A 23094-nucleotide genomic window follows, 5' to 3' on the forward strand; every position below is an offset into this window, starting at 1 on the left:
TCATAGGACGGAAGTAGGGCCCATTGCGTGGAGGGCCTTCAGGAAAAGCGGTCCAGCGCCATGGCCGGATCAGGCAGCGCCCGGCCGGCGAAGATGTCGGCCATGCGCCGTGCACTCACGGCCGCCAGGGTCAGGCCCAGATGCTGGTGGCCGCAGGCGGCGTAGAGGCCGGGATGGCGGCGGCTGGCGTCCAGCATGGGCAGGTAGTCGGGCAGGCTGGGGCGGCAGCCGGTCCACTCCGAACTCTCCGCCCCCGGCGCCATCAGGCCGACCTCGCGCAGGTGGTGGCGCAGCAGGGCCGGACGGCGAGGATCGGGCGAATCATGCGGCCCGCTGAAATCGGTGAAGCTGGTGGCGCGCAGGCCCATAGACATGGGCGTCACGATGACGGTGCGGTTCTCGAACACCACCGGGCGGTCCAAGATGGGCGTGTTGGGCCCCGAGTCGCCCGGCACCACGACATGGTATCCGCGCTCCGCGATCATGGGCACGCGATAGCCCAGCGGTTCCAGCAGCGATCCGGACTCCACGCCCAGCGCGATCAGCACGGCATCGGCGCCGATGACACCGCCGGCATGGCGCAGGCGCCAGCCGGCATCATCCCCCCCCTGGCCGCCCTCCAGCCCCTGGATGTCGGCCTTTTCGATGCGCCCGCCGCGCGCGACGAAAGCGGCGGCCAAATCCTGGGTCAGGCCGAAGGGGTCGTTGACATGGCCGGTGCCGGTATAGGTCATGCCCCCTGTAACACGCTGCCGCAGGGCATGGGGCAGATCGGGCCAATCGCCCGGGCTGGGACCCCAGGGGGTGACGGGCACGCCCAGGCCCCGGGCAGCGGCGACGGACGCGGCGATGGCGGCGTCGGGCGCCGCGCTTTCCCAGACACTGTGATGGCCGCGCGTCTGCAGGCGCGTTTCCGCGCCGGTGCCCACCAGCAGGGTGCGCCAATCCTGGATGACGGTTTCGATCAGGCCGGACAACACGGCCGTGCCGTGGGCATGGGCCCGGGGCAGGCAGGCGCCCAGGAAATCCCTGGCCCAGCCACGTGCCAGGATGGGCAGGGCCCCCTTTCGGATGCCCAGGGGGCCCCCAGACTTCAGCAACAGGCCCGGCACGCGCCGCAAGGTGGCGAAGGAGGCCAGGGGCAACAACTGTTCCGTAGCGATGTGGCCGGCGTTACCATAGGAACATCCACGCCCTGGTTCATCCCGGTCGATCAGGATGACATCATGCCCATCACGCACCAGGGCCAGTGCCGTGGCGGTGCCCACCACGCCGGCGCCCACCACCGCGATGGTGCCGGATCCTGGCCGGAACGGCATGGGTGGGTTGCTGGCATTGGCGACAGGCATGTGCAGAGTCCCTTGATTGGATACAATATCCCATTATACTATCTGTCACGGCGCTTCCCGACAAGCGCGTATGGCGGAAACGTGAAAGGTTTTAAGAGATGTCCCTGCCCAACTGGCGCGGTGTGTTCCCCGCGGTGACCACGCAGTTCAACGAAGACCTCAGCATCAACCTGGCGGAAACCCAGCGGGTGATCGACGGCCTGATCCGCGACGGCGTGCACGGTCTGATCATCATGGGCACCGTGGGCGAAAACAACTCTCTGGAACCGGAAGAGAAGCGCCAGGTGCTGGCCGCCGCCAAGGAAGTGACCGCCGGCCGCGTGCCCGTAATCACCGGCGTGTCGGAACTGACCACGCCGCGCGCCGCCGCCTACGCCAAGGATGCGGAGAAGATCGGCGCCGACGGCCTGATGCTGCTGCCGGCCATGGTCTACGTGCCGACCGAGGAAGAGCTGTTCCGCCACTTCGCCACCGTCGCCGGCGCCTCGGCCCTGCCCATCATGCTGTACAACAACCCGCCGGCCTACCGCGTGGACATCAGCGTGCCGCTGCTGCAGCGCCTGGCGGAGATCCCGACCATCGTGGCGCTGAAGGAATCGGCCCCCGACACCCGCCGCTTCACCGACCTGGCCAACGCCATCGACGAGTCGAAGATGATGCTGATGGCCGGTCTGGACGACGTCGCCCTGGAAGGCCTACTGCTGGGCGCCAAGGGCTGGATCTCCGGCCTGACCAACGCCTTCCCCAAGGAATCGGTGGCGCTGTACGATGCCGTCGTCGCCGGCGACCTGGCCAAGGCCCGCGCCATCTACCGCTGGTTCCTGCCGCTGCTGCACCTGGACGCCCGCCACGACCTGGTGCAGAGCATCAAGTTGGCCGAGCAGGTCATGGGCCGCGGTTCCGAGCGCGTGCGCCCGCCGCGCTACGTCCTGGAAGGCCAGGTCCGCGCCGACGTGATCGCCATGGTCGAAAAGGCCGCCGCGACGCGGCCCGCACTCTAACGCATCCTCAGGCGCCGGGCGCGGCCATCCGGCCGCTTGGCTTATCCTCGCTGCGCCCTTCGGGGCTCGGCATCCGGCGCCTGCGGTCGCAGGCTAGCGAGGCTGGAACTGGGGAACCAGTTCCAGCCTCGCGAGTCCCCTTAAGCGCCTAAGTCCTAGTACGTGTAGTCCTTAGTTCCACCGTCTGCCTCAAGGCCTGATCCCATGACCACCGCCCCCAGTGCCCCGACCGGCGATCCCGTGCTGCCCACCAGCCGCCAGACCTTTGCCTGCATCGACGGGCATACCTGCGGCAACCCGGTGCGGCTGGTCATGGGCGGCCACCCGCCCCTGGTGGGTGCCACCATGAGCGAGAAGCGCCAGGACTTCCTGTCGCGTTTCGACTGGATCCGCACGGCGCTGTGTTTCGAACCGCGCGGCCACGACATGATGTCGGGCGGCTTCGTCTATCCGCCCTGCAGCCCGGAGGCCGACGCCTCCATCCTGTTCATCGAGACCTCGGGCTGCCTGCCCATGTGCGGCCACGGCACCATCGGCATGGTGACCTTTGCCCTGGAACACGGCCTGATCCGCCCGCGCACCCCCGGCAAGCTGGTGCTGGACGTGCCCGCCGGCCAGATCGGCGTCGAGTATGAGATGGTGGCCGGCAAGGTGACCTGGGTGCGGCTGTTCAACATCGACAGCTTCCTCCACAGCCGCGGCGTCACCATCGAGGTGCCCGAGCTGGGCCCCATCACCCTGGACATCAGCTACGGCGGCAACTTCTACGGCATCATCGAGCCGCAGGGCGCCTATAAGGGCATTGATGATCTGGGCAGCCAGAAGATCATCCATTTCAGCGGCCTGGTGCGCCAGCTGGTGCGGGAGAAGGTCACCCCCGTCCATCCGCTGGACAGCACCATCCGGGGCCTGAGCCACGTGATGTGGGTGGACAAGCCCAAGCACAAGGACGCCCATGGCCGCAACGCCGTGTTCTACGGCGACCGCGCCATCGACCGGTCCCCCTGCGGCACCGGCACGTCGGCCCGCATGGCGCACTTGGCCGCCCAGGGCAAGCTGGCCGTCGGCCAGAGCTTCGTGCATGAGAGCATCATCGGCAGCCTGTTCGAAGGCCGCGTGGAAAGCGCCGGCACCCTGGGCGACTACGCCAGCATCCGCCCGTCCATCAAGGGCTGGGCGGTGCAGACCGGCCTCAACACCATTTACGTCGACCCCACCCAGGACCCGTTCTGGCGTGGCTTCCAGGTCTAGGTCCCGAGCCTGACTTAGCCCTGGCGTTTCCTCCCAAGGCACATCCTTGAAAGGGCCGGTCCGCAAGGACCGGCCCCTTTTTTGTCCTCAAGCGCCGCCTTGTCTCAGATACCCCAGCGGCATGGGCCCAAGCTCATGCCGTAGGCTGCGACCGCAGCCGCCGGAAGTTTTGGGCTTAAGCCCTGAACTGAGCGACAAGCCAAGGGGCGGATGCCCCGCCGGCGCCTGAGGCGACCGTCAGCCATGCAGCCCGAAGGGATTATCCACGTCTGTCGGCGGAATGGTGAACCAGCGGGGGCCGTCCTCGGTCATGTAGACATGGTCCTCGAAGCGGACGCCGAACTTGCCGTAGAGGCACAGCATGGGCTCGACGCTGAAGCACAGGCCGGGCTCCAGCGGCTGCTTGTTGCCGCCGACGATGTAGGCGGGCTCATGCAGGTCCAGGCCCACGCCATGGCCGGTGCGGTGGGGGCAGCCGGGCACCTGGTAGCCGGGGCCGTAGCCGCGGGACTCCAGGAAATTGCGGGCGGCGATGTCCACCGCCTCGCACGGAACGCCGATCTGGGCGGCGTTGAAGGCCGCCATCTGGGCGTCGCGCTCATCCTCCCACACCCGGCGGTATTCGGGGGTGGCGTGACCGAAGGTGTAGCAGCGGGTGATGTCGGACTTGTAGCCCTCGATGGCGCAGCCGGTGTCGATCAGGACCGGGTCGCCCTCCTTCAGGAACCACTCGCCGGGGGCGCCATGGGGATAGGCCGTGGCCTCGCCGAACTGCACGGCGCAGAAGGTGTTGCCGCCGTCGGCCCCCAGCGCGCGATGGGCCTGGCCGATGAAGGACACCACCTCGTCCGGGGTGATGCCGGGGCGCAGGATGCCGGCGGCCAGACGGTGAACCTCCAACGTCAGGGCCTTGGCGTGGGACAGCAGCGCGATCTCATGCGCCGACTTCACCCGGCGGCAGGCCTCCGTCAAAGGGCGGGCGTCCACCAGGGTGGCCTGGGGCAGGCTTGCGGCCAGGTCGAAGAACACGCCGGCATAGCCCAGGGCGTCCACCGCCACCGTGGCGGAGGCGCCTGACTGCGCCCGTACCAGGTCCGCCACCAGGGCGTAGGCGCTTTCATCCTCCTGCCAGGTGCGCACCTGATCACCCACGGTGATATGGCCGCGCAGCTTGGGCTCCTCGAATGCCGGGCAGACGTAGACGGGGTCGCCGTCCTTCAGGATCACCGCCGCCGTCAGCCGCTCGCTGGGGTGCCAGTCCAGGCCGGTGAAGTAGAGGAGGTTGCTGGACGCCGGCAGCAGCAGGGCATCCACCTTGCGCGCCGCCATATGGGCCCGCACCGCCTCAATGCGGGCGCGGTATTCTTCCGCCGTGATGGGCTGCACCGCCGCCCGCCGGGACTTCAAGGTCGACAGCACCGCCGGGGCCGACAGCCCCCCAATACCCTTGGTCATGGTTTCAAACCCGCTTCTCTGGGATCACACATCAATCATTCAGGCGGCGCAGCGGCACCACCAGCAACAGCAGCAGCACGGCCGCGGCGCAGGACCACAAGCCGGCCTTCAGGTACACCGCCTGGTAGGAGGCCAGTTGCACCGCCGCCGGCAAGCTGCCGTCCACCACCGTGGCCTGGGCCACCAGCGCGCTCAGGCGCTGGCCATAGGCCGTGGACAGGAACCACAGGCCCACCAGCAGGCTGGTGATGGCCGGGGGTGACAGGCGGGTGATGGAGGACAGGCCGATGGGCGACAGGCACAGCTCCCCCACCTCTTGCAGCAGATAGAGCGACAGCAGCCAGGCCACGCCCACGCGCAGGCCGGCCGGCGTCACCTCGATGCCGAAGGCCAGGGCCAGGAAGCCCAGGCCGACGAACAGCACGCCCAAGCCGAACTTGGTCACCGGGCCGGGGTCGCGGCGATGGCCATCCAGCCAGCGCCACAGGGCCGCCAGCGGCAGGGCCAGCAGGATGACGAAGGCCTTGTCCGGAAACTGCAGCACCGGGGCCGGCACCAGCACCGGGCCGATATGGCGGTCCGTCCATTCGGCGGCGAACACGTTCAGGGACGCCGGCCCCTGGTAGAACAGGGTCCAGTATAGCACCGACACCAGCATGAGCAGCAGCAGCAGCGCCAGGTGGCGGCGCTGGCGCGCGTCACAGCGGCGGGCGAACCAGAAGACGGCGGCCAGGCCGGCCACGGCGGCGATGTCCAGCACATGGCCCACCACGATCGGGTGGTCGACGATCAGCCAGGCGCCCAGCGCCACCGCCAGGCCGCCGGCCAGGGCCAGCAGGCCGCCTGGCCCGCTACCGGCGGCACGGGGACCACCCTCGGCAGCGGGGAGTTCGGGCGGCAGCAGGCGGCGGCCCAGGCTGAAGGTAGCCAGCGCCACCGCCATGCCGATGCCGGCGGCACCGAAGCCCCATTCCCAGCCCAGCGCGGCGCCCAGCCAGCCGCAGACGATGCTGCCCATCAGGCCGCCGGCGTTGATGCCCAGGTAGAAGATCAGGAAGCCGCGGTCGCGCGCCGCGTGGCGCTGGCCGTAGAGGCGGCCGACCAGGGCGGAGATGTTGGGCTTCAGCATGCCGACGCCGGCGGCGATGAGGGCCAGCGACAGGTAGAACAACTTCAGCCCGCCCGCGTCCGGCGTCTTTTCCAGGCGCCCCCGCAGGACGACGGCGGCGCCATCGGGGCCGACATAGGCGAGGGTGCGGGCGTCCGGGTCGCCGCCCTGCACGCTGGCCAGGCTGGTGATCACCTGGGCGGTGCCGTTCACCACCACCTGGCGGGCGCCGTCCTCCCCCTCCGCGGGATAAAGGATGGGGCGCTTCAGGTCGTAGGTGGCGTCCGGCGTCACCAGCCGCTCCACCGTCTGCGCCGGCTGCCAGGCCATGAGGCCGTGGCCCAGCATCAGCAGGACGGCGCCGGCCCGCACCGCGTGGCGGGCACCCACCCAGCGGTCAGCCATGAAGCCGCCGACCACCGGGCACATATAGACCAGGACGCCGAAGGCCCCCAGCTCGGCATAGGCCGACACCTTGTCCATCGACAGGTGCCACAGCAGGAAGAAAATCAGGATGGATTGCAGGCCGTAATAGGAGAACCGCTCCCAGAACTCGACCGCGAACAGCAGGTAGAGGCCGGGGGGATGGCCGCCGCCGTGGTCTTCGCTCCCCTCCGCCGGGCCGTTCTCCGCGCCGTCCGCGCCCACCATCACCGCCATGCCCCGCCCGTCCCCGTTATCGTCCAATGGATGTACCAGAGTATCATGCCGCCGGGCCGTCCTGGTGGGGCGATAGCGTATCGGATACGATATCCAAACTGTCAAGCATAGCGCCACCGGCACCCATTCTGGCATCCGGACGGACGGCGGGGAATGCTATCGCTTGAGGCTGAACGGGAACTAGACCGGGCCATGCACCAACAGCCCATGGCGCGGCATCCCCGAACCGTCTAGCGTATTTTAGAAAATCAATTGCTTTTACATCCGATATCAGGATGTTCAGAGGCAAATCACAGGGCCGCCTTTTTCCAATCCGCCCCCCGTCAAGAAGCCACCAAATGATCGCACGCGCCAAGATCGAACGGAAATCCCTGTCGGCCCAGGTGGTTGACGCCTTGCGGCAGATGATCCTGTCCGGGGAATACGCGCTGGGTGCCCAGCTGCGGCAGGATGAGATCGCGCAGAAGCTGGGGGTCAGCCGCATCCCCGTGCGCGAAGCGCTGCAGCAGCTGGAGGCGGAAGGCCTGGTGGCCACCATTCCCTACAAGGGCTCGGTCGTGGCCCAGCTGTCGCCCGCCCAGGTGCGGGAATATTTCGAGGTGCGGCTGCTGCTGGAAATCGACCTGCTGCGCCGCGCCATCCCACAGCTGACCGCCAAGCAGATCAAGAGGGCGGAAGGCGTGATCAAGGAGTTGCATACCGCCGAGGCCGGCCGCTGGGGCGCCCTGAACTGGCAGCTGCACGAGTCGCTGTATGAGCCGGCCCAGCGCCCGGTGATGCTGGACATGGTGAAGCGCATCCACGACAGCCTGGACCGCTATGTCCGGCTGCACCTGTCCATGACCCCCGCCATCCACGACCGCTCCATGGCCGAGCATGAGCAGCTGGTGGCCCTGTGCCGCGACGGCAAGGGGGATGAGGCGGTGGAGGTGTTGCGCGGCCACCTGACCCATGCGCTGGAAGAACTGGTGGTGTTCCTGGAAGGGCAAGAGGCGGCTTGACGCCGCCCCCTCAAGCGCCGGGTGCCGGCATCCGCCGGCTTGGCTCTCCTCATTTTCCAGTCCGCTGACGCTCCCCGGAAAATTCCGGCGGCGGCGGTCGCAGCCTATTCGTCAGGAACCTCGGGCGCCAGACTTGGCGGTCGCTGTGCTTCATAGGCCGGGCGTATCCGCCGCCTGGCGCGGCCTAGGGCTTAGGCGCAAGGGGCGGCGCCCTTTGGCGGAATGGTAAAGACTCCGGCGGATTCGTAAAAGCAGCCCGCGCAACCGCTGGCCTGCGGCAGCGCAAAGCCCCTTCGTGCCAGGGTGGTCCCGCCCCTCCCGCGTATGCCGGAGGGGTGGCGCGAAAAGCCTATTTGCGAATCGTTCTTAATATCATTACTGTGCCCATACAGTTTCCACCGAGACGGAAGGGGACCCACCATGCCGATGCCGGAGATCGAGGAAGCGACGCTGGACGAATTGCTGGCCGAACCCATCGTGCGCCTGATGATGGCGCGGGATCGCGTGACGGAGGGAGAGATCCGGACCCTGGTCCATGAAACCTGCCCCCTCCTCTTCACCTTTCTCTTCGCCGCCTGACGGGCGCGCCCGTGATTCAGCCCAGCGTGATGGCGTCGCTGGTGGTCCGGCGGCCCAGGCGTGGGAAGATGGTGTTCAGCGCGAAGTCCTGCATCTCGGCATTGAAGGTGCTCATGGCGTCGGTGGGGAACACCAGGGCGTAGCCGTGTTCCCAGGCGCCGCGCGCCGTGGATTCCACGCCGATGTTGGTGGCGATGCCCGCCAGCACGATGGTGGTGACGCCCCGACGGCGCAGTTGCAAATCCAAATCCGTGCCGTAGAAGGCGCCCCACTGCCGCTTGGTGACGATGATGTCGCCCGCCTTCACCAAATCCTCATCCAGCGTGGCCCAGTTGGCCGGGAAGCCGCCCGGCGGCACGGTCATGGCCTGGTCCGTGGGCTGGCGCGGCGCATCGCTGAAATCAGGCGCGAACGCCACGCGCACCAGCACCACCGGCGCCTCGGCCGCGCGGAAACGGTCGGCCAGCACCCTGGACCGGGCCAGCACCTCGGCCCCCGTGTGCGGCGCCAGGGGCAGGTTGACGATGCCGTGCTGCAGGTCGATCAGCACCAGGGCGGTGGTCTTGGGATCCAGGGTGAAGCTCATGGCAACCTCCAGAAGCGGGGGATGGACGGCGGGCGCCGGGAATGGGAATATGAGGGCGTCCTCATGAAAAGATTTATGAGAATGCCCTCACAAAAGTCAACAGCCGACATCGCCGCGCCCAACATTGCCGCGCCTATTGCCGCATCCTCGGAAGGCACGCCCCCGGCCGGCCCCAAGAAACCGACCCGCGAACGGGGTCGCGCCCGCGTGGCCGCCCTGCTGGCCGCCGCCAGCGCCGTATTCGCGGAGAAGGGCTATGACGCCGCCACGATGACGGAGATCGCGGCCAAGGCGGGCGCGCCCATCGGATCGCTCTACCAGTTCTTCCCCACCAAGGCCGTGCTGGCCGACGCCCTGCTGGCCCAATACGCGGAGGCGCTGATGGCTCTGCTGGCGACGGTGGAGACGCGCGCCGCCACCCTGTCCCCGGCCGAACTGGCGGCCGACCTGCTGGCCGTGCTGCCCAGCCTGAAGGTGGAACGCGCCGCCGCCTTCGCCCTGATCGACGCCCGGCCCGACATGGTGGCGCAACAGGGCGCCTTGCGCGCCGGCCTGCGCCGGGGCATCGCCGCCATCCTGCGCGCCAAGTCGCCCGCCCTGCCCCCGGAGCGGGCGGCCGCCATGGCCGTCACCCTGCTGCAAATGATGAAGGGTGCCGCCGCCCTGGGCGATGAGCCCGACCTGGCCCATGGGCGTGAGGCCCTGGCCGGGCTGGAGCATGCCGCCAGGTTGTTCCTTACGGACGCGCTCGCCTAGGCCGGCCAGCGCCGGCTTGCGGCGGGGTGGGCGTCCGGCAAGCGGGAACCGTGGCCTGACAGTTTCTGGCGGAGGGTCCCGGGCGAGTATTCCGTCTTGTAGGCGCCGCGCCGCTGCAACTCCGGCACCGCCAGATCGACGAAGTCGCCGAAGCATTCCGGCGTCACCGTCCGCGCCAGGATGAAGCCGTCCACGTCCGCCTCGCGCACCCAGGCCATCAGTTCATCCGCCACCGTGGCCGGGCCGCCGACGATGGGCACCTGCCGGCCGCCCAGCGTCAACCCCTCCACCAGGCCGCGCCGGGTCAGCACCTTGTCCGGCCGGCGGGCGGCCTGGTTCTCGATGTTCGACGTCACGGCCTGGCTCTGCCCGGCGTGGATGGGCTCATCCCACCCCTTGGCGGCGAAGTCGATGCCCAGGGAGGCGGAGGCATGGGCCAAGGCGCCCTCGACACTGGCGTAGCGCTCATAGTCCGCGCGCTTGGCCTGGGCCAGGGCATCGGTCTCATCCACCACGACGGTGGCGCCGACGAACACCTTCAAGTCCGAAGGATCGCGGCCCAGGCTGCGGGCCAGGTTTCGCAGATCGGCAACGAGGCGGGCGACGTGGGGCTTGGGCCCGCCATTGACGAAAACGCATTCGGCGTGGGCTGCGGCGAACTTGCGCCCCCGCTCGGACGCCTCCGCCTGATACAGCACGGGCGTGCGCTGGGGCGACGGCTCGCACAGGTGCGCCCCCTCCATCCGGAAGTGGGGGCCGTGATGGCGCACGGCGCGGACCCGAGCCGGATCGGCGTAGACGCCGCCCGCGCGGTCGCGGCGCACGGCGTCGTCTGCCCAGCTGCCCTCCCACAGGCGGTAGACCACGTCCATGTATTCCTCGGCCACGGCATAGCGGTCGTCATGCGCCGCCTGCCCGTCCAGGCCCAGGGCGCGGGCCGCGCTGTCGAGGTATCCCGTGACGATGTTCCAGCCGACCCGCCCGCCGGTCAGGTGGTCCAGCGTGCTCAGGCGCCGGGCGAAGGTGTAGGGCGGCTCGTAACTCAGGTTGGCGGTGACGCCGAAACCCAGGTGGGTGGTTGCCGCCGCCATGGCCGGGATCAGCAGCAGCGGATCGCCCACCGGCACCTGCACCGCCTCGCGCACCGCCGCGTCGGGTCCACCCTGGTAGACATCGTAGACGCCCAGCACGTCGGCCAGGAACAGCCCGTCGAACAGCCCCCGTTCCAGCGTGCGCGCCAGGCCCATCCAATAGGCCAGGTCGGTGTATTGCGTCGAACGGTCGCGCGGGTGGCGCCACAGGCCCTGGTGGATGTGGCCGACGCAGTTCATATCGAAGGCGTTGAGGCGGATCTGCTTCATGGCGGGGCTGTCCGGTTGGGCCCGGGGGCGGGAGCGGGCGCCATGATGGCAAGTTGACCACATTGCCGCCATGAAATTGCCAAGTGACACCCGGGGGCGGATCTCCTATGACACGGGGCTGTCCATACAGCCTATCCGGGGTAATCCGCGCCCCGGTCGTTTCAGGGAACGGCTCCCCCGTGTCGCGATCCATCCGATTCGGCCTGACGGCCGCTGTCGCCCTTCTCGCCCCCGTCGTCCTGGCGGGCTGCGCGGCCGACTATTCGCCCAACACCTACAACGCCACCGCCGTGCAGCAGGCCAACAAGGCCGAGCCCGGCGTCATCATCGGCTTCCGCCAGGTGTCGATCAGCGCCAGCGGCGCGGTGGGCGCCGTGGCCGGTGGGGCCGCCGGCGGCATCCTGGGCTCGCAGATCGGCCCCAACGGCGCCTTAGGCGCCGTGGGCGGCACCGTGGTGGGCACCATCGTCGGCACCAGCGCGGAACACATGACCGGCGACACCACCGGCTGGGAATACATCGTGCGCAAGCCCAACGGCGACCTGCTGTCGGTGACCCAGCGCGAGCCCACGCCCATCCCGCTGGGGCAGAAGGTGCTGGTCATCACCGGCAACCAGGCGCGCATCGTTCCCGACTATACCGTCAACATCGATCCCGAACCGAAGCCGGATCCCAAGGCCGAGACGAAGCCGGAGAAGCCGGCCAAGCACGCGGCCCCCGCCCCGGTGGTTCCCACACCCGCGCCGGCCCCGGTGGTTCCCGCGACCCCGGCGCCTGTGCCGGAAGCCGCCCCGGCGCCCACCGCGCCCGTGACCCCGACGGAGGCCGCGCCAGCCGCCAAGGAGCCGCAGGCCGAACCCGCGGCTCCAGCCACGCCGCCTCAGGCCCAGCCGCAGAGCACGCCCCCCGCACCAGCGGCGGCGCCCGCCACCGCCCCGCAGGACACGGCCCCGCAGGACACGGCCCCGGCCACCACGCCGCCCCAGGCTCCCACCCAGCCCAAGGCGGACACGCCGGTAGAAACGCCCAAGGCCGATCCGGCGCCGGTGCCCCAGTCCGCGCCGCAGGCGACCACGCCGGACTTAGCCCCCCAGGCTGGCCCCCCAACTGGCCCCAAAACCGGCTGGGTCCCGGCGGAATCCGACTCGGCCCCGGCGGCCACCGCCACCGAAGGCGACACGCCCAAGTAAGGACACGGCCCCCATGCCCACCCCGGCGACCGCGCTGCGCACGCTCTACCCCGCCATCGAGCCCTATGAGACCGGCACGCTGGATGTCGGCGACGGGCACGTGATTTATTACGAGCGGTGCGGCACGCGAGGGGCCAAGCCGGTGGTCTTCCTGCACGGCGGCCCCGGCGGCGGCACCAGCCCCGGCCAGCGCCGCCTGTTCGACCCGGCCCTCTACGACATCCTGCTGTTCGACCAGCGCGGCTGCGGCAAGTCCGCGCCGCACGCCGGCCTGGAGGCTAACACCACCTGGCACCTGGTGGCGGATATCGAACGCCTGCGCACGCTTATGGGTGTGGACAAGTGGCAGGTATTCGGTGGCTCCTGGGGTTCCACCCTGGCGCTGGCCTATGCCGAGGCGCACCCCGACCGGGTGAGCGAGCTGGTGCTGCGCGGCATCTACACCCTGACCAAGGGGGAGCTGCTCTGGTACTACCAGTTCGGCGCGTCGGAACTGTTCCCCGACAAATGGGAACGCTTCCAGGCCCCCATTCCGGAGGCCGAGCGCGGCGACATGATGGCGGCCTATCACCGCCGCCTGACGGGCGAAGATGAGGCCGCCAAGCTGGAGGCGGCCAAGGCCTGGACCATCTGGGAAGGGGAGACGGTCACCCTGCTGCCCAATCCCGAGTATTCCGCCCCCTTCAAGGATGGCCACTTCGCCCTGGCCTTCGCCCGTATCGAGAACCACTATTTCATGCACGGCGCCTGGCTGGACGAGGGCCAACTGGTGCGTGACGTGGGCCGCATCCGCCACATCCCGGCCACCATCGTCCACGGCCGCTACGACATGCCCTGCCCCGCCCGCTACGCCTATGCCCTGCACAAGGCCTGGCCGGAGGCGGACTTCCACCTGATCGAGGGTGCGGGTCATGCCCATGCCGAGCCCGGCATTCTGGACCAGCTGATCCGCGCCACCGACCGCTACGCCGGGAAGGTGTGAGGCGCCGGCCCCGGTCGCCTTACTTCAGCACTTCCTCCAGCGCGCCCTTCCACACCTTGGCCTGGGTCAGGGTCTGGTGGCCGCGCGTCTGGTCCGAGGCGGGGATCAGGACGTAGCGGCCCTGCGGAATGCGCTTCATGGCCGCCTCCATCACGCCCAGTTCGGCCGGGTTCAGCAGGTCGTCGGCGAAGTTCACCGCCACCAGCTTGGCCTTGATCTTCTCCAGGTCCGGGCCGGGGTCGTAGTCGTATGAGGACTCGAACCAGTAGAGATAGTCATTGGCGTCCACGGTCTTGGCGTAGTCCGCCACCCACTGGTCATAGAGGGCGGTGGCCGCCGCCCGGCTGGGGGCTTGCTGCTGCAGGACCGAGGCGTTGTTGACCATGATCTGGAAAATGGGCAGCGCGCGGGCGTAGCCGGTCGGCTGGACCGTGTAGTCCCCACCCTTCCAGTCCGGATCGTTGCGGATGGCCTCGATGATGAGTTGGCGCCACAGCATGTTGCGGCCGGAAATGGCGACGGGCTGCGAGGCGATGGGCATCAGCGCGTCCATCATGTCCGGATGGCGTTCCCCCCAGATCCAAGTCTGCATGCCGCCCATGGAGGTGCCGGCGACCAGCTTCAGGCGCTTGATGCCCAGGCCCTGGGTCACGATGCGGTACTGGCCTTCCACCGCGTCGACATAGCCATAGTGGGGAAAGTGGCCCTTCAGCCCGTCCGACGGCTTGGAGGAAGCGCCGTGGCCGATGCCGTCAGCCAGGATGATGAAGTACTTGGTGGCGTCCAGGGGCTGGCCCGGCCCGAACAGTTCCCCGCCCAGGCTGGCGTTCAGGAAGTTGCGGCCGGTACCGGTGGTGCCGTGCAGCAACAGCACCCCGTTGGTGATGGCGCCCGACGCGTCACGCTGCGGCGTGCCCAGGGTGGTGTAATGGAAGCGGGCGTTGGCCAGATGCTCGCCATTCGTCAGGGCGAAGTCGCGGACCACGACATCACCGTCCATCTGGTTGGGATAGCTGGGCGGCGGGCCGTCGGCGGCGCCGGCGACGCCCGCCAGGGCCAGCGCTGCGGTGAGGGCCAGGGTGGAAAGCCAGGCTTTCATTGATGTTCCTTCTGCCGACAACCCCGCGCCATCCGAAGACGGCACGGGACTTTTATCTATGGGCGCAACCATTCCACCCGAACCGGCCATCCCGCAAGAGACCCTTTTCCGTCAGCCCGCGCCCATCAGGCCGCGCCCCATCAGGCGGCACGCAGGGCCGCCAGGAAGGTGGAGACGCGGGTGCGCAGGCCATCGGCCTGGGATGACAGGTCGTCTGCGGCCATCAGCACCTCCCCCGCCACGGTGCCGGTCTCGCCCGCCACCTGGCGCACGCCGTTCATGCCGGCGCTGACCTCGCTGGTGCCGCGCGCCGCCTCGGCCACGTTGCGGGCGATCTCCTGCGTGGCGGCGCCCTGTTCCTCCACCGCCGCAGCGATGGTGGTGGTGATGTGGTCGATCTCGGCGATGGTCTGGCCGATGGCGGCGATGGCGCCCGCCGCCTCCCCGGTCGCGGATTGCATGGATTCGATCTGCTGGCGGATGTCGTTGGTGGCCCGTTCCGTCTGGTTGGCCAGGGCCTTCACCTCGCTGGCCACGACGGCGAAGCCCTTGCCCGCCTCACCCGCGCGCGCCGCCTCGATGGTGGCGTTCAGCGCCAGCAGGTTGGTCTGCCCCGCGATATCGCTGATCAGCGCCACGACGGCGCCGATCTGCTGGGCGGCCTCCGTCAGGCTGGTCACGGCGACGTTGGTGCGCGTCGCCTCCGCCACCGCCTTGGCGGCGATGGTGGCGGACACGGAAACCTGGCGGCCGATCTCCCCGATGCTGGCGCCCAGCTCCTCCGCCGCCACGGCCACGGTCTGCACGTTGGCGGCCGCCTGTTCCGAGGCGCCGGCCACCGCCACGGCGTCGCGGGCGCCGGTGTCGGCGATGCGGGTCAGGTTCTCCGCCGTCTCATGCAGGCCGCTGGAGGCCTGAGTGACCGATTGCAGGGTGTGGGCGACGTCGGTGTCGAAGGTCTGGACCAGCGCGTCCACCCGGTTGGCCCGCTCGGTCTTGGCCGCCGCCTCCGCCGCCTGGGTGGCGGCCAGCTCATCCACCTGGCGCATGCTGGTGCGGAACACGTCGACGGCGCGCGCCATGTCGCCCACCTCGTCCCGCCGGCCGGTGGCGTCCAGGGTGAAGCCATAGTCCTTCCGCGCCAAGCGGCGCATCACACCGGCCAGGCGCGCCAGGTGTTGCACCACGTCGCGGTCCAGCCACAGCACGGCGCCCACCGACACCAGCACCGCCGCCAGGGCGAAGATGGATATGCTCCACAGCGCGTGGGTATAGGCGGACTGCACCACGTCGTTGGCCTTGGCGGCACCGGCGCGATCATAGGCGCTGAGCCCCTCCAGCGATTCCTGCACCTTGCGGAAGACGGCCACGATCTCGCCGTTCATGGCCTTTTCCGCCTGCTCGTGGTTCTGCTTGGCGGTTTCGAACGCGGCGGCCATGCTGGCCTCGTACGGGCCGCGCAGGGTCTGGTACTTGGCGTACAGGGCCGCCATCTCGCCCGTATGGCCCACGGCCTCGAACCGCGCCACGGCCGCGTTCAGATCGGCCGTCTGCTTGCCATACAGCTTGATGGCCTCGTCCCGCGCCTTGTCGTCGCCCGCCGCCACGACCCTGCCGGCGGAGATGCGCTGGCGCGCGGTGAAGGCCTTCATGTCGCCCACGGCGTCCACCGAGGGCAGCCAGACATCACGGATTTCCGTGGCGGCGCTGTTGATCGCGCCGATCCGCCACAAGGATAGCAGACTGATGGCGATGGTCAGCAGTAACAGGCCACCGAACGCGGCCAACAACTTGGGGCGAAGGGCGAGATTCATAAAATTCACCGTAAATGCTGTCGAGCTCGCAGTAATTCAACCTTGAAGGTCGCAGCTTATAAGCGCTCTGTTACCCTTTGATGTAATGCGTCGAATCCGCCCATCGGCCATGTTTCAACCGCATTCTGAATCACTCCGTCCCTTTTACTCTCGACAGCGGGGCCGCCTGGGGCCAAGGTCTGCGCCAAGGACAAACATAAGTGCGAAGGACCAGGGTCGATGAGCGGCAACAAGGCCATCCCCGGCGGCGGCACGCCCGAAGGCATCGTGCAGGACGACGTTCACCGCTATGTGACGGGCATTGCCTACCTGCGCCGCTATTACCAGGAACTGAACCCGGCCTCGATCGCCTACGCCGCCCTGCAGTGCGGCTATCAGGCGCCGCGTCTGGACCGGCCCTTCCGCTACCTGGATCTGGGCTGCGGCCATGGCTACAGCCCCACGCTGTTCGCCAGCCTGTTCCCCCAGGGTCAGTTCATGGGCGTGGACTTCAACCCCGTGCACATCACCAGCGCCGAGGCCCTGCGCCGCGCCGCCGGCATCACCAACGCCAGCTTCAGCGCCGCCAGTTTCCAGGACCTGGCGACGGAGGAGAATGGGCCCATCGCCGACTGCGACTTCATCGTCATGCACGGCATCATGAGCTGGGTCAGCGAGACGGTGCGGCGGGAGATCGGGGCCGTCATCCGCCGTCGGCTGAAGCCCGGCGGCATCGTCTACGCCAGCTATAACTGCCAGCCGGGCTGGGCCGGCAAGATGCCCATCCGCGCCCTGATGGTGGACGCCTACGCCGTCACCACCGGCACGGTGGAGGAGCGGGTGGGCAAGGTCCGCGCCTTCCTGCGGCAGATGGCCGACACGGGCGCCCTGTACTTCGAATCCAACCCCGCCATTGAACAGCAGCTGCAGGCCATCGAGACGCTGGACACCAGCTATATCGTGCACGAGTACCTGAACGAGTATTGGCGCGTCTTCTATCACAAGGAGATCGCGACCTTCATGGCCAACCACGGCGCGGGCTTCATCGGGTCGGGCACCCCCGCCGACAACGTCCCCCTGCTGGCCGTGCCGGAGAAGCCACGCGCCCTGATGGCCGCCATGCCCAACGCGCTGCTGCGCGAGGGCGTGCGCGACATGGCCCTGAACCGCCAGTTCCGCCGCGACATCTTCGCGTACGACCTGGCGCCCCTGAACATCAACGACCTGATCGCCGCCCACCGCGCCACCCGTTACACCCTGGCCCGCCGGCGGACCGACTGCCCCATGGTGGTGCCCCGGTCCTTCGGCGACGTCGCCCTGCATGAGGGCATCTTCAACCCGCTGCTGGACCGGCTGGCCGCCGGCGCCACCACCTTCGACGATCTGGTGGGCGTGCCGCCGCTGAACGACTGGGCGGCAGCCGACCAGATCCAGGCGCTACAGGTGCTGGTGGGCGCGGAATATATCCGCCCGGTGGTGGATGGCGCCGGGGTGGGCGCCGACAGCGACAGCGTGCGCCGCTTCAACCAGGTGGCCCTGGCCACCGCCCGGGCCGAGGGCCAGCCCGAGGTGGCCCTGGCCGCCCCGTCCCTGTCCGGCGCCCTGCGCGTCACCCTGACCGACACCGCCAACCTGCCGGTGGACCTGCCGGGCGCGGATTTCTAGGCCAGGCCTGGAATTCCAGCACAGTGGCATGAGCGTTTACTCATGTCGTGATCCGGGACTGCGGGCGCCTTAAACAAGCGCTCCCGACGACTCCCTAACCACCAGGCGGGGCGTCACCGTGATGGGCTGGGCCTTTCCCGCGTCGCCGTCGTTGATGCGGCCGATCAGCCGGTCAGCCGCCAGGCGGCCCATGTCGTGGATGGGCAGGCGCACGGTAGATAGCGCCGGGCACATACGTGACGCCAGGGGCGTGTCGTCGAAGCCCACCACGGTCAAGTCGCGCGGGATGCCGATGCCCAGGCGGTAGGCCGCCTTGTAGACGCCGGCCGCCATCTCGTCATTGCTGGCGAAGATGGCGGTGGGACGGTCGGCCTGGGACAGCAGCTCCATGCCCCGCTTCTCCCCCGTCTCGAAGGTGTAAAGCCCCTCCACGATCCAGTGGTCGGGCACGGACACCCCGTGTTCGGCCAGGGCGCCGAGGAAGCCCTCGCGCCGCTCGTGGGTGGAGCGGTAACGCTGCGGCCCGGTGATCAGCGCCACCCGGGTGTGGCCCAACTGGGCCAGGTGGGTGCCCACCTCGGCCGCGCCGGTGCGGTCGGTGTGCAGCACCATGGACGTGGGCTCGTCCAACGGCACCGACATCAGGCGCATGTAGCGGCAACCGATGGCCCGCAGCAGGGCGACCAGGGCCGCGTCCTCCGACAGGGGCGGGACCAGAATCACGCCATCCAGGTTCTGGCGCTGCACGAAGGTCTTCACCTCCGCCAGGAAACCGGGCGCCACCTGGCGGCAGGGATGGACCACCAGCTCGAAGCCCTCGCGATGGCAGGACTCCAGGATGCCGCCCTGGACATTCACGATGTATTGGGCGTTGGGGTTGTCGTAGATCAGGCCCAGCAGGAACGACCGGTTGATGGCCAGGCCCCGCGCCTGGGGGCTGGGTACATAACCGATGCGGGCTACCACCGCATCCACCACCGCGCGGGTGGCGTCGTGAACGTAAGGGGACTGGTTGATGACCCGCGACACCGTCTTCTTCGACACCTTGGCCAGGCGCGCCACGTCATTGATGGTGGGGGCGCGGGCCAGGGTCCAGGTGGGGATGGCCAGGGCGTCCGGCGGGGCCGCCAGCCGGCCGTCGCCGGCCAGCGCCTTGCGCCGCCGCACCTTGGGTTTTTCGGTATCGGTATCAGCCACAGTGGAAATCCTCACCGCGTGAGTCGTGCCGGCGCGTAACCCGGCGTCATCCAATGGATCAGCGCCAAGGCCACGAAATAGGCGCTGGCCGCCGCCAGGAAGATGGGGCGGTAGCTGCCGGTGGTCTGCAGGATCCAGCCGGCGGCCTGGGCCATGGCCATGCTGCCGATCCCGCCCGCCGCCCCGCCCAGACCGATGACCGACCCGGCGGCCCAGCGGGGGAAGAGGTCGGACGGCAGGGCGTAAAGATTGACGGAAAAGCCCTGGTGCCCGGCGCAGGCCAGGCCGATCAGCAGGGCCGCGCCCCACAGGCTGCCCGTATCCATGGCCAGCGCCACCGGCGCCACCACCAGCGCGCAGACGAGGAAGGCGGTCTTGCGCGCCCGGTTCAGCCCGACGCCCCGCGCCAGCAGGCGGGACGAACCCCAACCGCCCAGCACGCTGCCCATGTCGGCCAGGATGTAGACCAGCACCAGGGGTGGCCCGAAACCCTTGAGGTCCAGGCCATAGCGCTTGGCAAAGAAGTCGGGCAGCCAGAACAGAAAGGTCCACCAGATTGGATCGATCACGAAACGGCCCAGGATATAGGCCCAGGTCTCGCGCGCACCCAGCACCCGCCGCCACGACAGGCGCACCGGCGGCGGCACGGGGTCGGCCTCGATATAGGCCAGTTCCCCCGGGCTCAGGCGCGCCACCTCGCGCGGGCGGCGGTAGAGGGCCAGCCAGGCTGCCAGCCACACCACGGTGAACAGGCCCGTGACCAGGAAGGCGGCGCGCCAACCCCAGGCCAGGGTGACGGCCGGCACGATGAGGGGCGTCAGGACGGCGCCGACATTGGCCCCGGCGTTGGTAAGGCCGATGGCCAGCGCCCGTTCCCGCTGCGGAAACCATTCCGCCACCGCCGCCAGGCTGGCCGGAAAAGCGCCGGACTCGCCCAGCGCCAGGGGAATGCGGACGATGGCGAAGCTGGCGACGGAACCGGCGGCGGCATGCGCCATGTGGGCGATGGTCCAGATGCCCACCGCCAGGGCGTAGCCGGCGCGGGCACCGATGCGGTCCACCAGCCGGCCGAACACAAGGTAGCCGCTGGCGTAGGCCGCCTGGAACCAGAAGACGATGGTGCCGTAGCCGACCTCCGTCCAGCCGTAGCGGTCCTGCAACAGGGGCTTCAGCACGCCCAGCACCTGCCGGTCGACGTAGCTGAGCGCCACGGCGGAGAACAGCAGGAAGCAGACCAGCCAGCGATAGCGGCCCCGGGGCCGGGGGACCACCGCCGGGATCACCCCCGGGGCCGCAGCCGCGTCCGTCACGGCCACGCTCACCGCGCCGCCACCACGTCGATGGCCGACACCACCGCCGGGCCGGTGATGGGGCGGAAGTCCAGCAGCAGGCCATCCTTGCCCTTCACCTCGACGGTCACCGTGCGCTCCAGCGCCTTCAGGGCGCCGCCCGCCTCCGCCGCCACGTCCAGGTGCTTGACCACCACCTGGTCGTTGGCGGCCACGTCGAAGACGCGGGCGCCGGCCGCCAGCGCCGGCTCGGCGAAGCGCAGGGTGACCTGATAGCGACCGGCCGGCACCGGCACGCGGTAGCTGAAGGCGCCCTCGCGGTAGGTCTCATACAGCTTGGGATCGGGCGTGCCGGTGGCCCCGGCGATAACCTTATCCGGCTTGCCGGTCTCCGGCCCGGGGTTGCGGTCGTGCGGCTCACCTCCGGTGACGAAGGCGTCGGAGCCGTAGCGGGCGCCGGCGGCGCTGGTCAGGCCGGCCGAGGCGCCGGCGCGGATGCGGATCTCGTCCGCCTTGCCGCCGAAGCGCCAGGTGATGCTGTCGCTCACGGGCTGGCCCTTGACCTCGGCCGTGGCGGCCAGGACGTTGTCGCCGGCATCCAGGCGCACCGCCGGCCAGCGGCAGATATGGTCGGGGCAAGGTGCGGTGCCCAGGTCGCGGCCGTTCAGGCTCAGCCGCACGCTGGCGGCATTGCTGTAGGCCTGGATGTCGGTCACGGGATAGGCGCGGTCGACATAGCGGCGGCCGTTCAGGTGCAGCACCGGCTGGTCGCTCCAATCCGCCTTGTAGAAGAAGAACACGTCCTTCTTCACCGTGCGGTCATAGGACACCAGGCCCTTGTCGTTGGTGTCGACCATGTCGCCCTCCCGCCGGCTGTCGCTGGCGAAATCGAACATGTTCCAGACGAAGGTGCCCCACAGGTAAGGCCGCGCCTTCAGCTGCGCCCACCAGATCTCATGCAGGCGGCTTTCCAGCTCCTCCGGATGGAAATGGCCCTTGGGGTAGACCACGCCGGTCTGCACCTCATCGGTGTGCTGGGTCAGGCCGCCGCCGCCGCCATACTCGCTGACCGACAGGGGCAGGCGCGGATGCAGCGTGTGCAGCCGGTCCAGCACGGGCCCCAGGTCCTCCGGCTTGTCATAGTACCAGCCCTGGTAGCGGTTGTAGCCCAGCAGGTCGGTGATCTCCGCCACCACGTCCACACCGGGCTTGGGTGCGTCCGGCCAGGGCTCGCAGCAGTCGGCCATGGTGGTGGGGCGGGTGTGGTCCAGCTCATACGCCGCCTTGTTCAGCTGGGTCAGCAGCGGCCGGGCGTTGCTGACGCCATGCCCCACGGCCGCCATCAGGTTCACCTCGTTGCCGATGGACCAGGTGACGACGCTGGGATGGTTATAGTTCTGCTTGATCAGCTCATGCAGCTGGCTGTCGGCGCTGGCGGCGAAGGCCGGGGTGGTGATGCCCTTGTCCCCGTCCGGCGTTTCCGGCGCGGTGCGGTTCACCAGGGGAATTTCCGCCCATACGACCACGCCGTCCCTGTCCGCCAGGTCGTAGATGGCCTGGTCGTGCTGGTAATGGGCCAGGCGCAGGGTGTTGATGCCCAGGTCCAGCATGATGTCCATGTCCTGGGCCTGGTCGGCCGGGCTGATGGCCCAGCCCTTGCCCGGCCGGTCCTGATGGCGGGACACGCCGTGCAGGGCGACATGCTTGCCATTCAGGAAGAAGCCCTGGTCCGGGTCGAAGCGGAAGGTGCGGATGCCCAGCGGCTGGGTCACCTGGTCCAGCAACTGGCCGTCCGCCGTCTCGACGCGCGTCACCACGCGGTAGAGGTAGGGGTCGGCCTTGCCGTCCCACAGGTGCGGGTTCGGCACGCTCAAGGTCTGGGCCGGTTCCTCCAGCGCGCCGGGCGCGACGGTCAGGGGATGGCTGTCGCTGGCCACCGTGGCGCCGGTGGCGTCGACGATGGTGGTCTTCACCACCACCGGCTGGGCCTTGGCGCCGTCGTTCTTAATCCGGCTGTTGACCTCGATGGACGCGGCGCCGTCCAGGGCGGCGGTGTGGGCATAGACGCCGGGCCCACCCCAATCCAGCACGTCGATGTGCACCGGGTCGGTGGCGACCAGCGACACCTGGCGGTAGAGGCCGCCGAACAGGAAGAAGTCGCCCGACATGGGAATGACCTCCGCCGTGGGCGACCCCGCCACCGCCGGGCTGGAATTGTCGGTGCGGACCGCCAGCACGTTGGCCTTGCCCTGCTTCAGGGCGGCGGTGGCATCGAAGCGGAAGCGGCCGAAGGCCCCCTTGTGCACACCCAGCTTCACGCCATTCAGCCAGACCTCGGTATTGATGCTGGCGCCGTCGAACTGCAGCCACACCTTCCGCCCGGCGTAGTCGGCCGGCGGGGTGAAGCGCAGGCGGTACCAGCCGGCGCCGCGCGTGGCGTCGTAGTCCGGCCCCCGCTCCGCCGTGCCGCCCATGTGGTTCCAGGTGTGGGGCAGGGAAACGGTGGTCCAGTCCCTGTCGTTGAAGCCGATGGCGTCGGGGCCCCCACCCTTTCCGGGCGTCACGTCGCCCTGGTGGAATTGCCAGCCCGCGCTGAGCGGCAGGTCGCGCCGCTCGGCGGCATGCGCCCCACCCGCCGCCAAGGCGATGGCGGTCACCGCCAGCGTGGAACCAAGGGGCTTGCGCTTCAAGCGAGGGGCGCGAGACGGCATGGGAGTCCTTCCTTCTAGCATCTTTCTTGGAAAAGGCCGGCGGGGCTGCCACCCGCACCCG

At 69.2% G+C, this 23094-nt stretch carries 18 protein-coding genes; 8 read left to right on the plus strand and 10 right to left on the minus strand.

Features of this window, described 5'->3' with window-relative positions; translation table 11 throughout:
- Positions 1–38 precede the first annotated feature (38 nt).
- Complete coding sequence (locus FBZ89_RS27790; protein ID WP_145754074.1) at positions 39–1349, minus strand: NAD(P)/FAD-dependent oxidoreductase; 1311 nt, start codon at positions 1347–1349, stop codon at positions 39–41.
- Between the two features lie 98 nt (positions 1350–1447).
- Here FBZ89_RS27790 and FBZ89_RS27795 point away from each other — a divergent pair, with 98 nt between their 5' ends.
- Positions 1448–2350 (plus strand): dihydrodipicolinate synthase family protein, encoded by a 903-nt coding sequence (locus tag FBZ89_RS27795; protein ID WP_145754075.1) that lies wholly within the window; start codon positions 1448–1450, stop codon positions 2348–2350.
- Between the two features lie 204 nt (positions 2351–2554).
- The gene (locus tag FBZ89_RS27800; protein ID WP_145754077.1) at positions 2555–3601 is read left to right on the plus strand and encodes a 4-hydroxyproline epimerase; all 1047 of its coding nucleotides are present in this window, start codon (positions 2555–2557) and stop codon (positions 3599–3601) included.
- Positions 3602–3838: 237 nt separating this feature from the next.
- Here FBZ89_RS27800 and FBZ89_RS27805 read toward each other — a convergent pair whose 3' ends face one another.
- Both FBZ89_RS27805 and FBZ89_RS27810 read right to left on the minus strand, forming a co-directional pair.
- On the minus strand, positions 3839–5056 hold the full coding sequence (locus FBZ89_RS27805) for a M24 family metallopeptidase (RefSeq protein WP_145754079.1): 1218 nt from the start codon (positions 5054–5056) through the stop codon (positions 3839–3841).
- 31 nt (positions 5057–5087) lie between these two features.
- A complete protein-coding gene (locus tag FBZ89_RS27810) occupies positions 5088–6824 on the minus strand; it encodes a peptide MFS transporter (RefSeq protein WP_145754080.1) in 1737 nt (578 codons plus the stop codon).
- A gap of 338 nt (positions 6825–7162) precedes the next feature.
- Here FBZ89_RS27810 and FBZ89_RS27815 point away from each other — a divergent pair, with 338 nt between their 5' ends.
- Together FBZ89_RS27815 and FBZ89_RS31065 are read left to right on the plus strand one after the other, a co-directional pair.
- On the plus strand, positions 7163–7825 hold the full coding sequence (locus tag FBZ89_RS27815; RefSeq protein ID WP_186457623.1) for a GntR family transcriptional regulator: 663 nt from the start codon (positions 7163–7165) through the stop codon (positions 7823–7825).
- 420 nt (positions 7826–8245) lie between these two features.
- Positions 8246–8404 carry a hypothetical protein gene (locus FBZ89_RS31065; protein ID WP_186291171.1) on the plus strand — a complete coding sequence of 53 codons (159 nt, stop codon included), beginning with the start codon at positions 8246–8248 and terminating at the stop codon, positions 8402–8404.
- A 16-nt stretch (positions 8405–8420) separates the two neighbouring features.
- Here FBZ89_RS31065 and FBZ89_RS27820 read toward each other — a convergent pair whose 3' ends face one another.
- Positions 8421–8990 carry a hydrolase gene (locus FBZ89_RS27820; protein WP_145754084.1) on the minus strand — a complete coding sequence of 190 codons (570 nt, stop codon included), beginning with the start codon at positions 8988–8990 and terminating at the stop codon, positions 8421–8423.
- An 81-nt stretch (positions 8991–9071) separates the two neighbouring features.
- On the opposite strand from FBZ89_RS27820, the gene FBZ89_RS31265 reads away from it, so the two are divergent.
- Positions 9072–9746 (plus strand): TetR/AcrR family transcriptional regulator, encoded by a 675-nt coding sequence (locus FBZ89_RS31265; RefSeq protein ID WP_211115382.1) that lies wholly within the window; start codon positions 9072–9074, stop codon positions 9744–9746.
- Here the strand turns inward: FBZ89_RS31265 and FBZ89_RS27830 are convergent.
- On the minus strand, positions 9743–11107 hold the full coding sequence (locus FBZ89_RS27830) for an LLM class flavin-dependent oxidoreductase (protein ID WP_211115383.1): 1365 nt from the start codon (positions 11105–11107) through the stop codon (positions 9743–9745). The two genes, FBZ89_RS31265 and FBZ89_RS27830, sit on opposite strands and share 4 nt — an antisense overlap.
- 179 nt (positions 11108–11286) lie before the next feature.
- Here FBZ89_RS27830 and FBZ89_RS31770 point away from each other — a divergent pair, with 179 nt between their 5' ends.
- Both FBZ89_RS31770 and pip read left to right on the plus strand, forming a co-directional pair.
- The gene (locus FBZ89_RS31770) at positions 11287–12297 is read left to right on the plus strand and encodes a hypothetical protein (RefSeq protein WP_246172784.1); all 1011 of its coding nucleotides are present in this window, start codon (positions 11287–11289) and stop codon (positions 12295–12297) included.
- A gap of 13 nt (positions 12298–12310) precedes the next feature.
- Positions 12311–13279, plus strand: a complete 969-nt coding sequence (gene pip / locus FBZ89_RS27840) for a prolyl aminopeptidase (protein WP_145754086.1) — start codon at positions 12311–12313, stop codon at positions 13277–13279.
- 19 nt (positions 13280–13298) lie between these two features.
- On the opposite strand, the gene FBZ89_RS27845 is transcribed toward pip, so the two are convergent.
- Positions 13299–14378, minus strand: coding sequence for an alpha/beta fold hydrolase (locus tag FBZ89_RS27845; protein WP_145754087.1), 1080 nt, complete (start codon positions 14376–14378; stop codon positions 13299–13301).
- A 140-nt stretch (positions 14379–14518) separates the two neighbouring features.
- Positions 14519–16192, minus strand: a complete 1674-nt coding sequence (locus FBZ89_RS27850; RefSeq protein WP_145754088.1) for a methyl-accepting chemotaxis protein — start codon at positions 16190–16192, stop codon at positions 14519–14521.
- A 219-nt stretch (positions 16193–16411) separates the two neighbouring features.
- Here FBZ89_RS27850 and FBZ89_RS27855 point away from each other — a divergent pair, with 219 nt between their 5' ends.
- Positions 16412–17836, plus strand: a complete 1425-nt coding sequence (locus FBZ89_RS27855; RefSeq protein WP_145754090.1) for a class I SAM-dependent methyltransferase — start codon at positions 16412–16414, stop codon at positions 17834–17836.
- 69 nt (positions 17837–17905) lie between these two features.
- On the opposite strand, the gene FBZ89_RS27860 is transcribed toward FBZ89_RS27855, so the two are convergent.
- Genes FBZ89_RS27860 through FBZ89_RS27870 form a run of 3 tightly spaced genes read right to left on the minus strand, consistent with a single transcriptional unit; the run spans position 17906 to position 23033 of the window.
- The gene (locus tag FBZ89_RS27860; protein WP_246172786.1) at positions 17906–19033 is read right to left on the minus strand and encodes a LacI family DNA-binding transcriptional regulator; all 1128 of its coding nucleotides are present in this window, start codon (positions 19031–19033) and stop codon (positions 17906–17908) included.
- Positions 19034–19044: 11 nt separating this feature from the next.
- Complete coding sequence (locus FBZ89_RS27865; RefSeq protein WP_246172788.1) at positions 19045–20355, minus strand: MFS transporter; 1311 nt, start codon at positions 20353–20355, stop codon at positions 19045–19047.
- Complete coding sequence (locus FBZ89_RS27870) at positions 20352–23033, minus strand: glycoside hydrolase family 2 TIM barrel-domain containing protein (RefSeq protein WP_145754091.1); 2682 nt, start codon at positions 23031–23033, stop codon at positions 20352–20354. The genes FBZ89_RS27865 and FBZ89_RS27870 overlap by 4 nt, the downstream gene beginning before the upstream one ends.
- Positions 23034–23094: the final 61 nt, after the last annotated feature.

The sequence above is a fragment of the Nitrospirillum amazonense genome (assembly GCF_007828045.1).
Classification (GTDB): Bacteria; Pseudomonadota; Alphaproteobacteria; order Azospirillales; family Azospirillaceae; genus Nitrospirillum; species Nitrospirillum amazonense_C.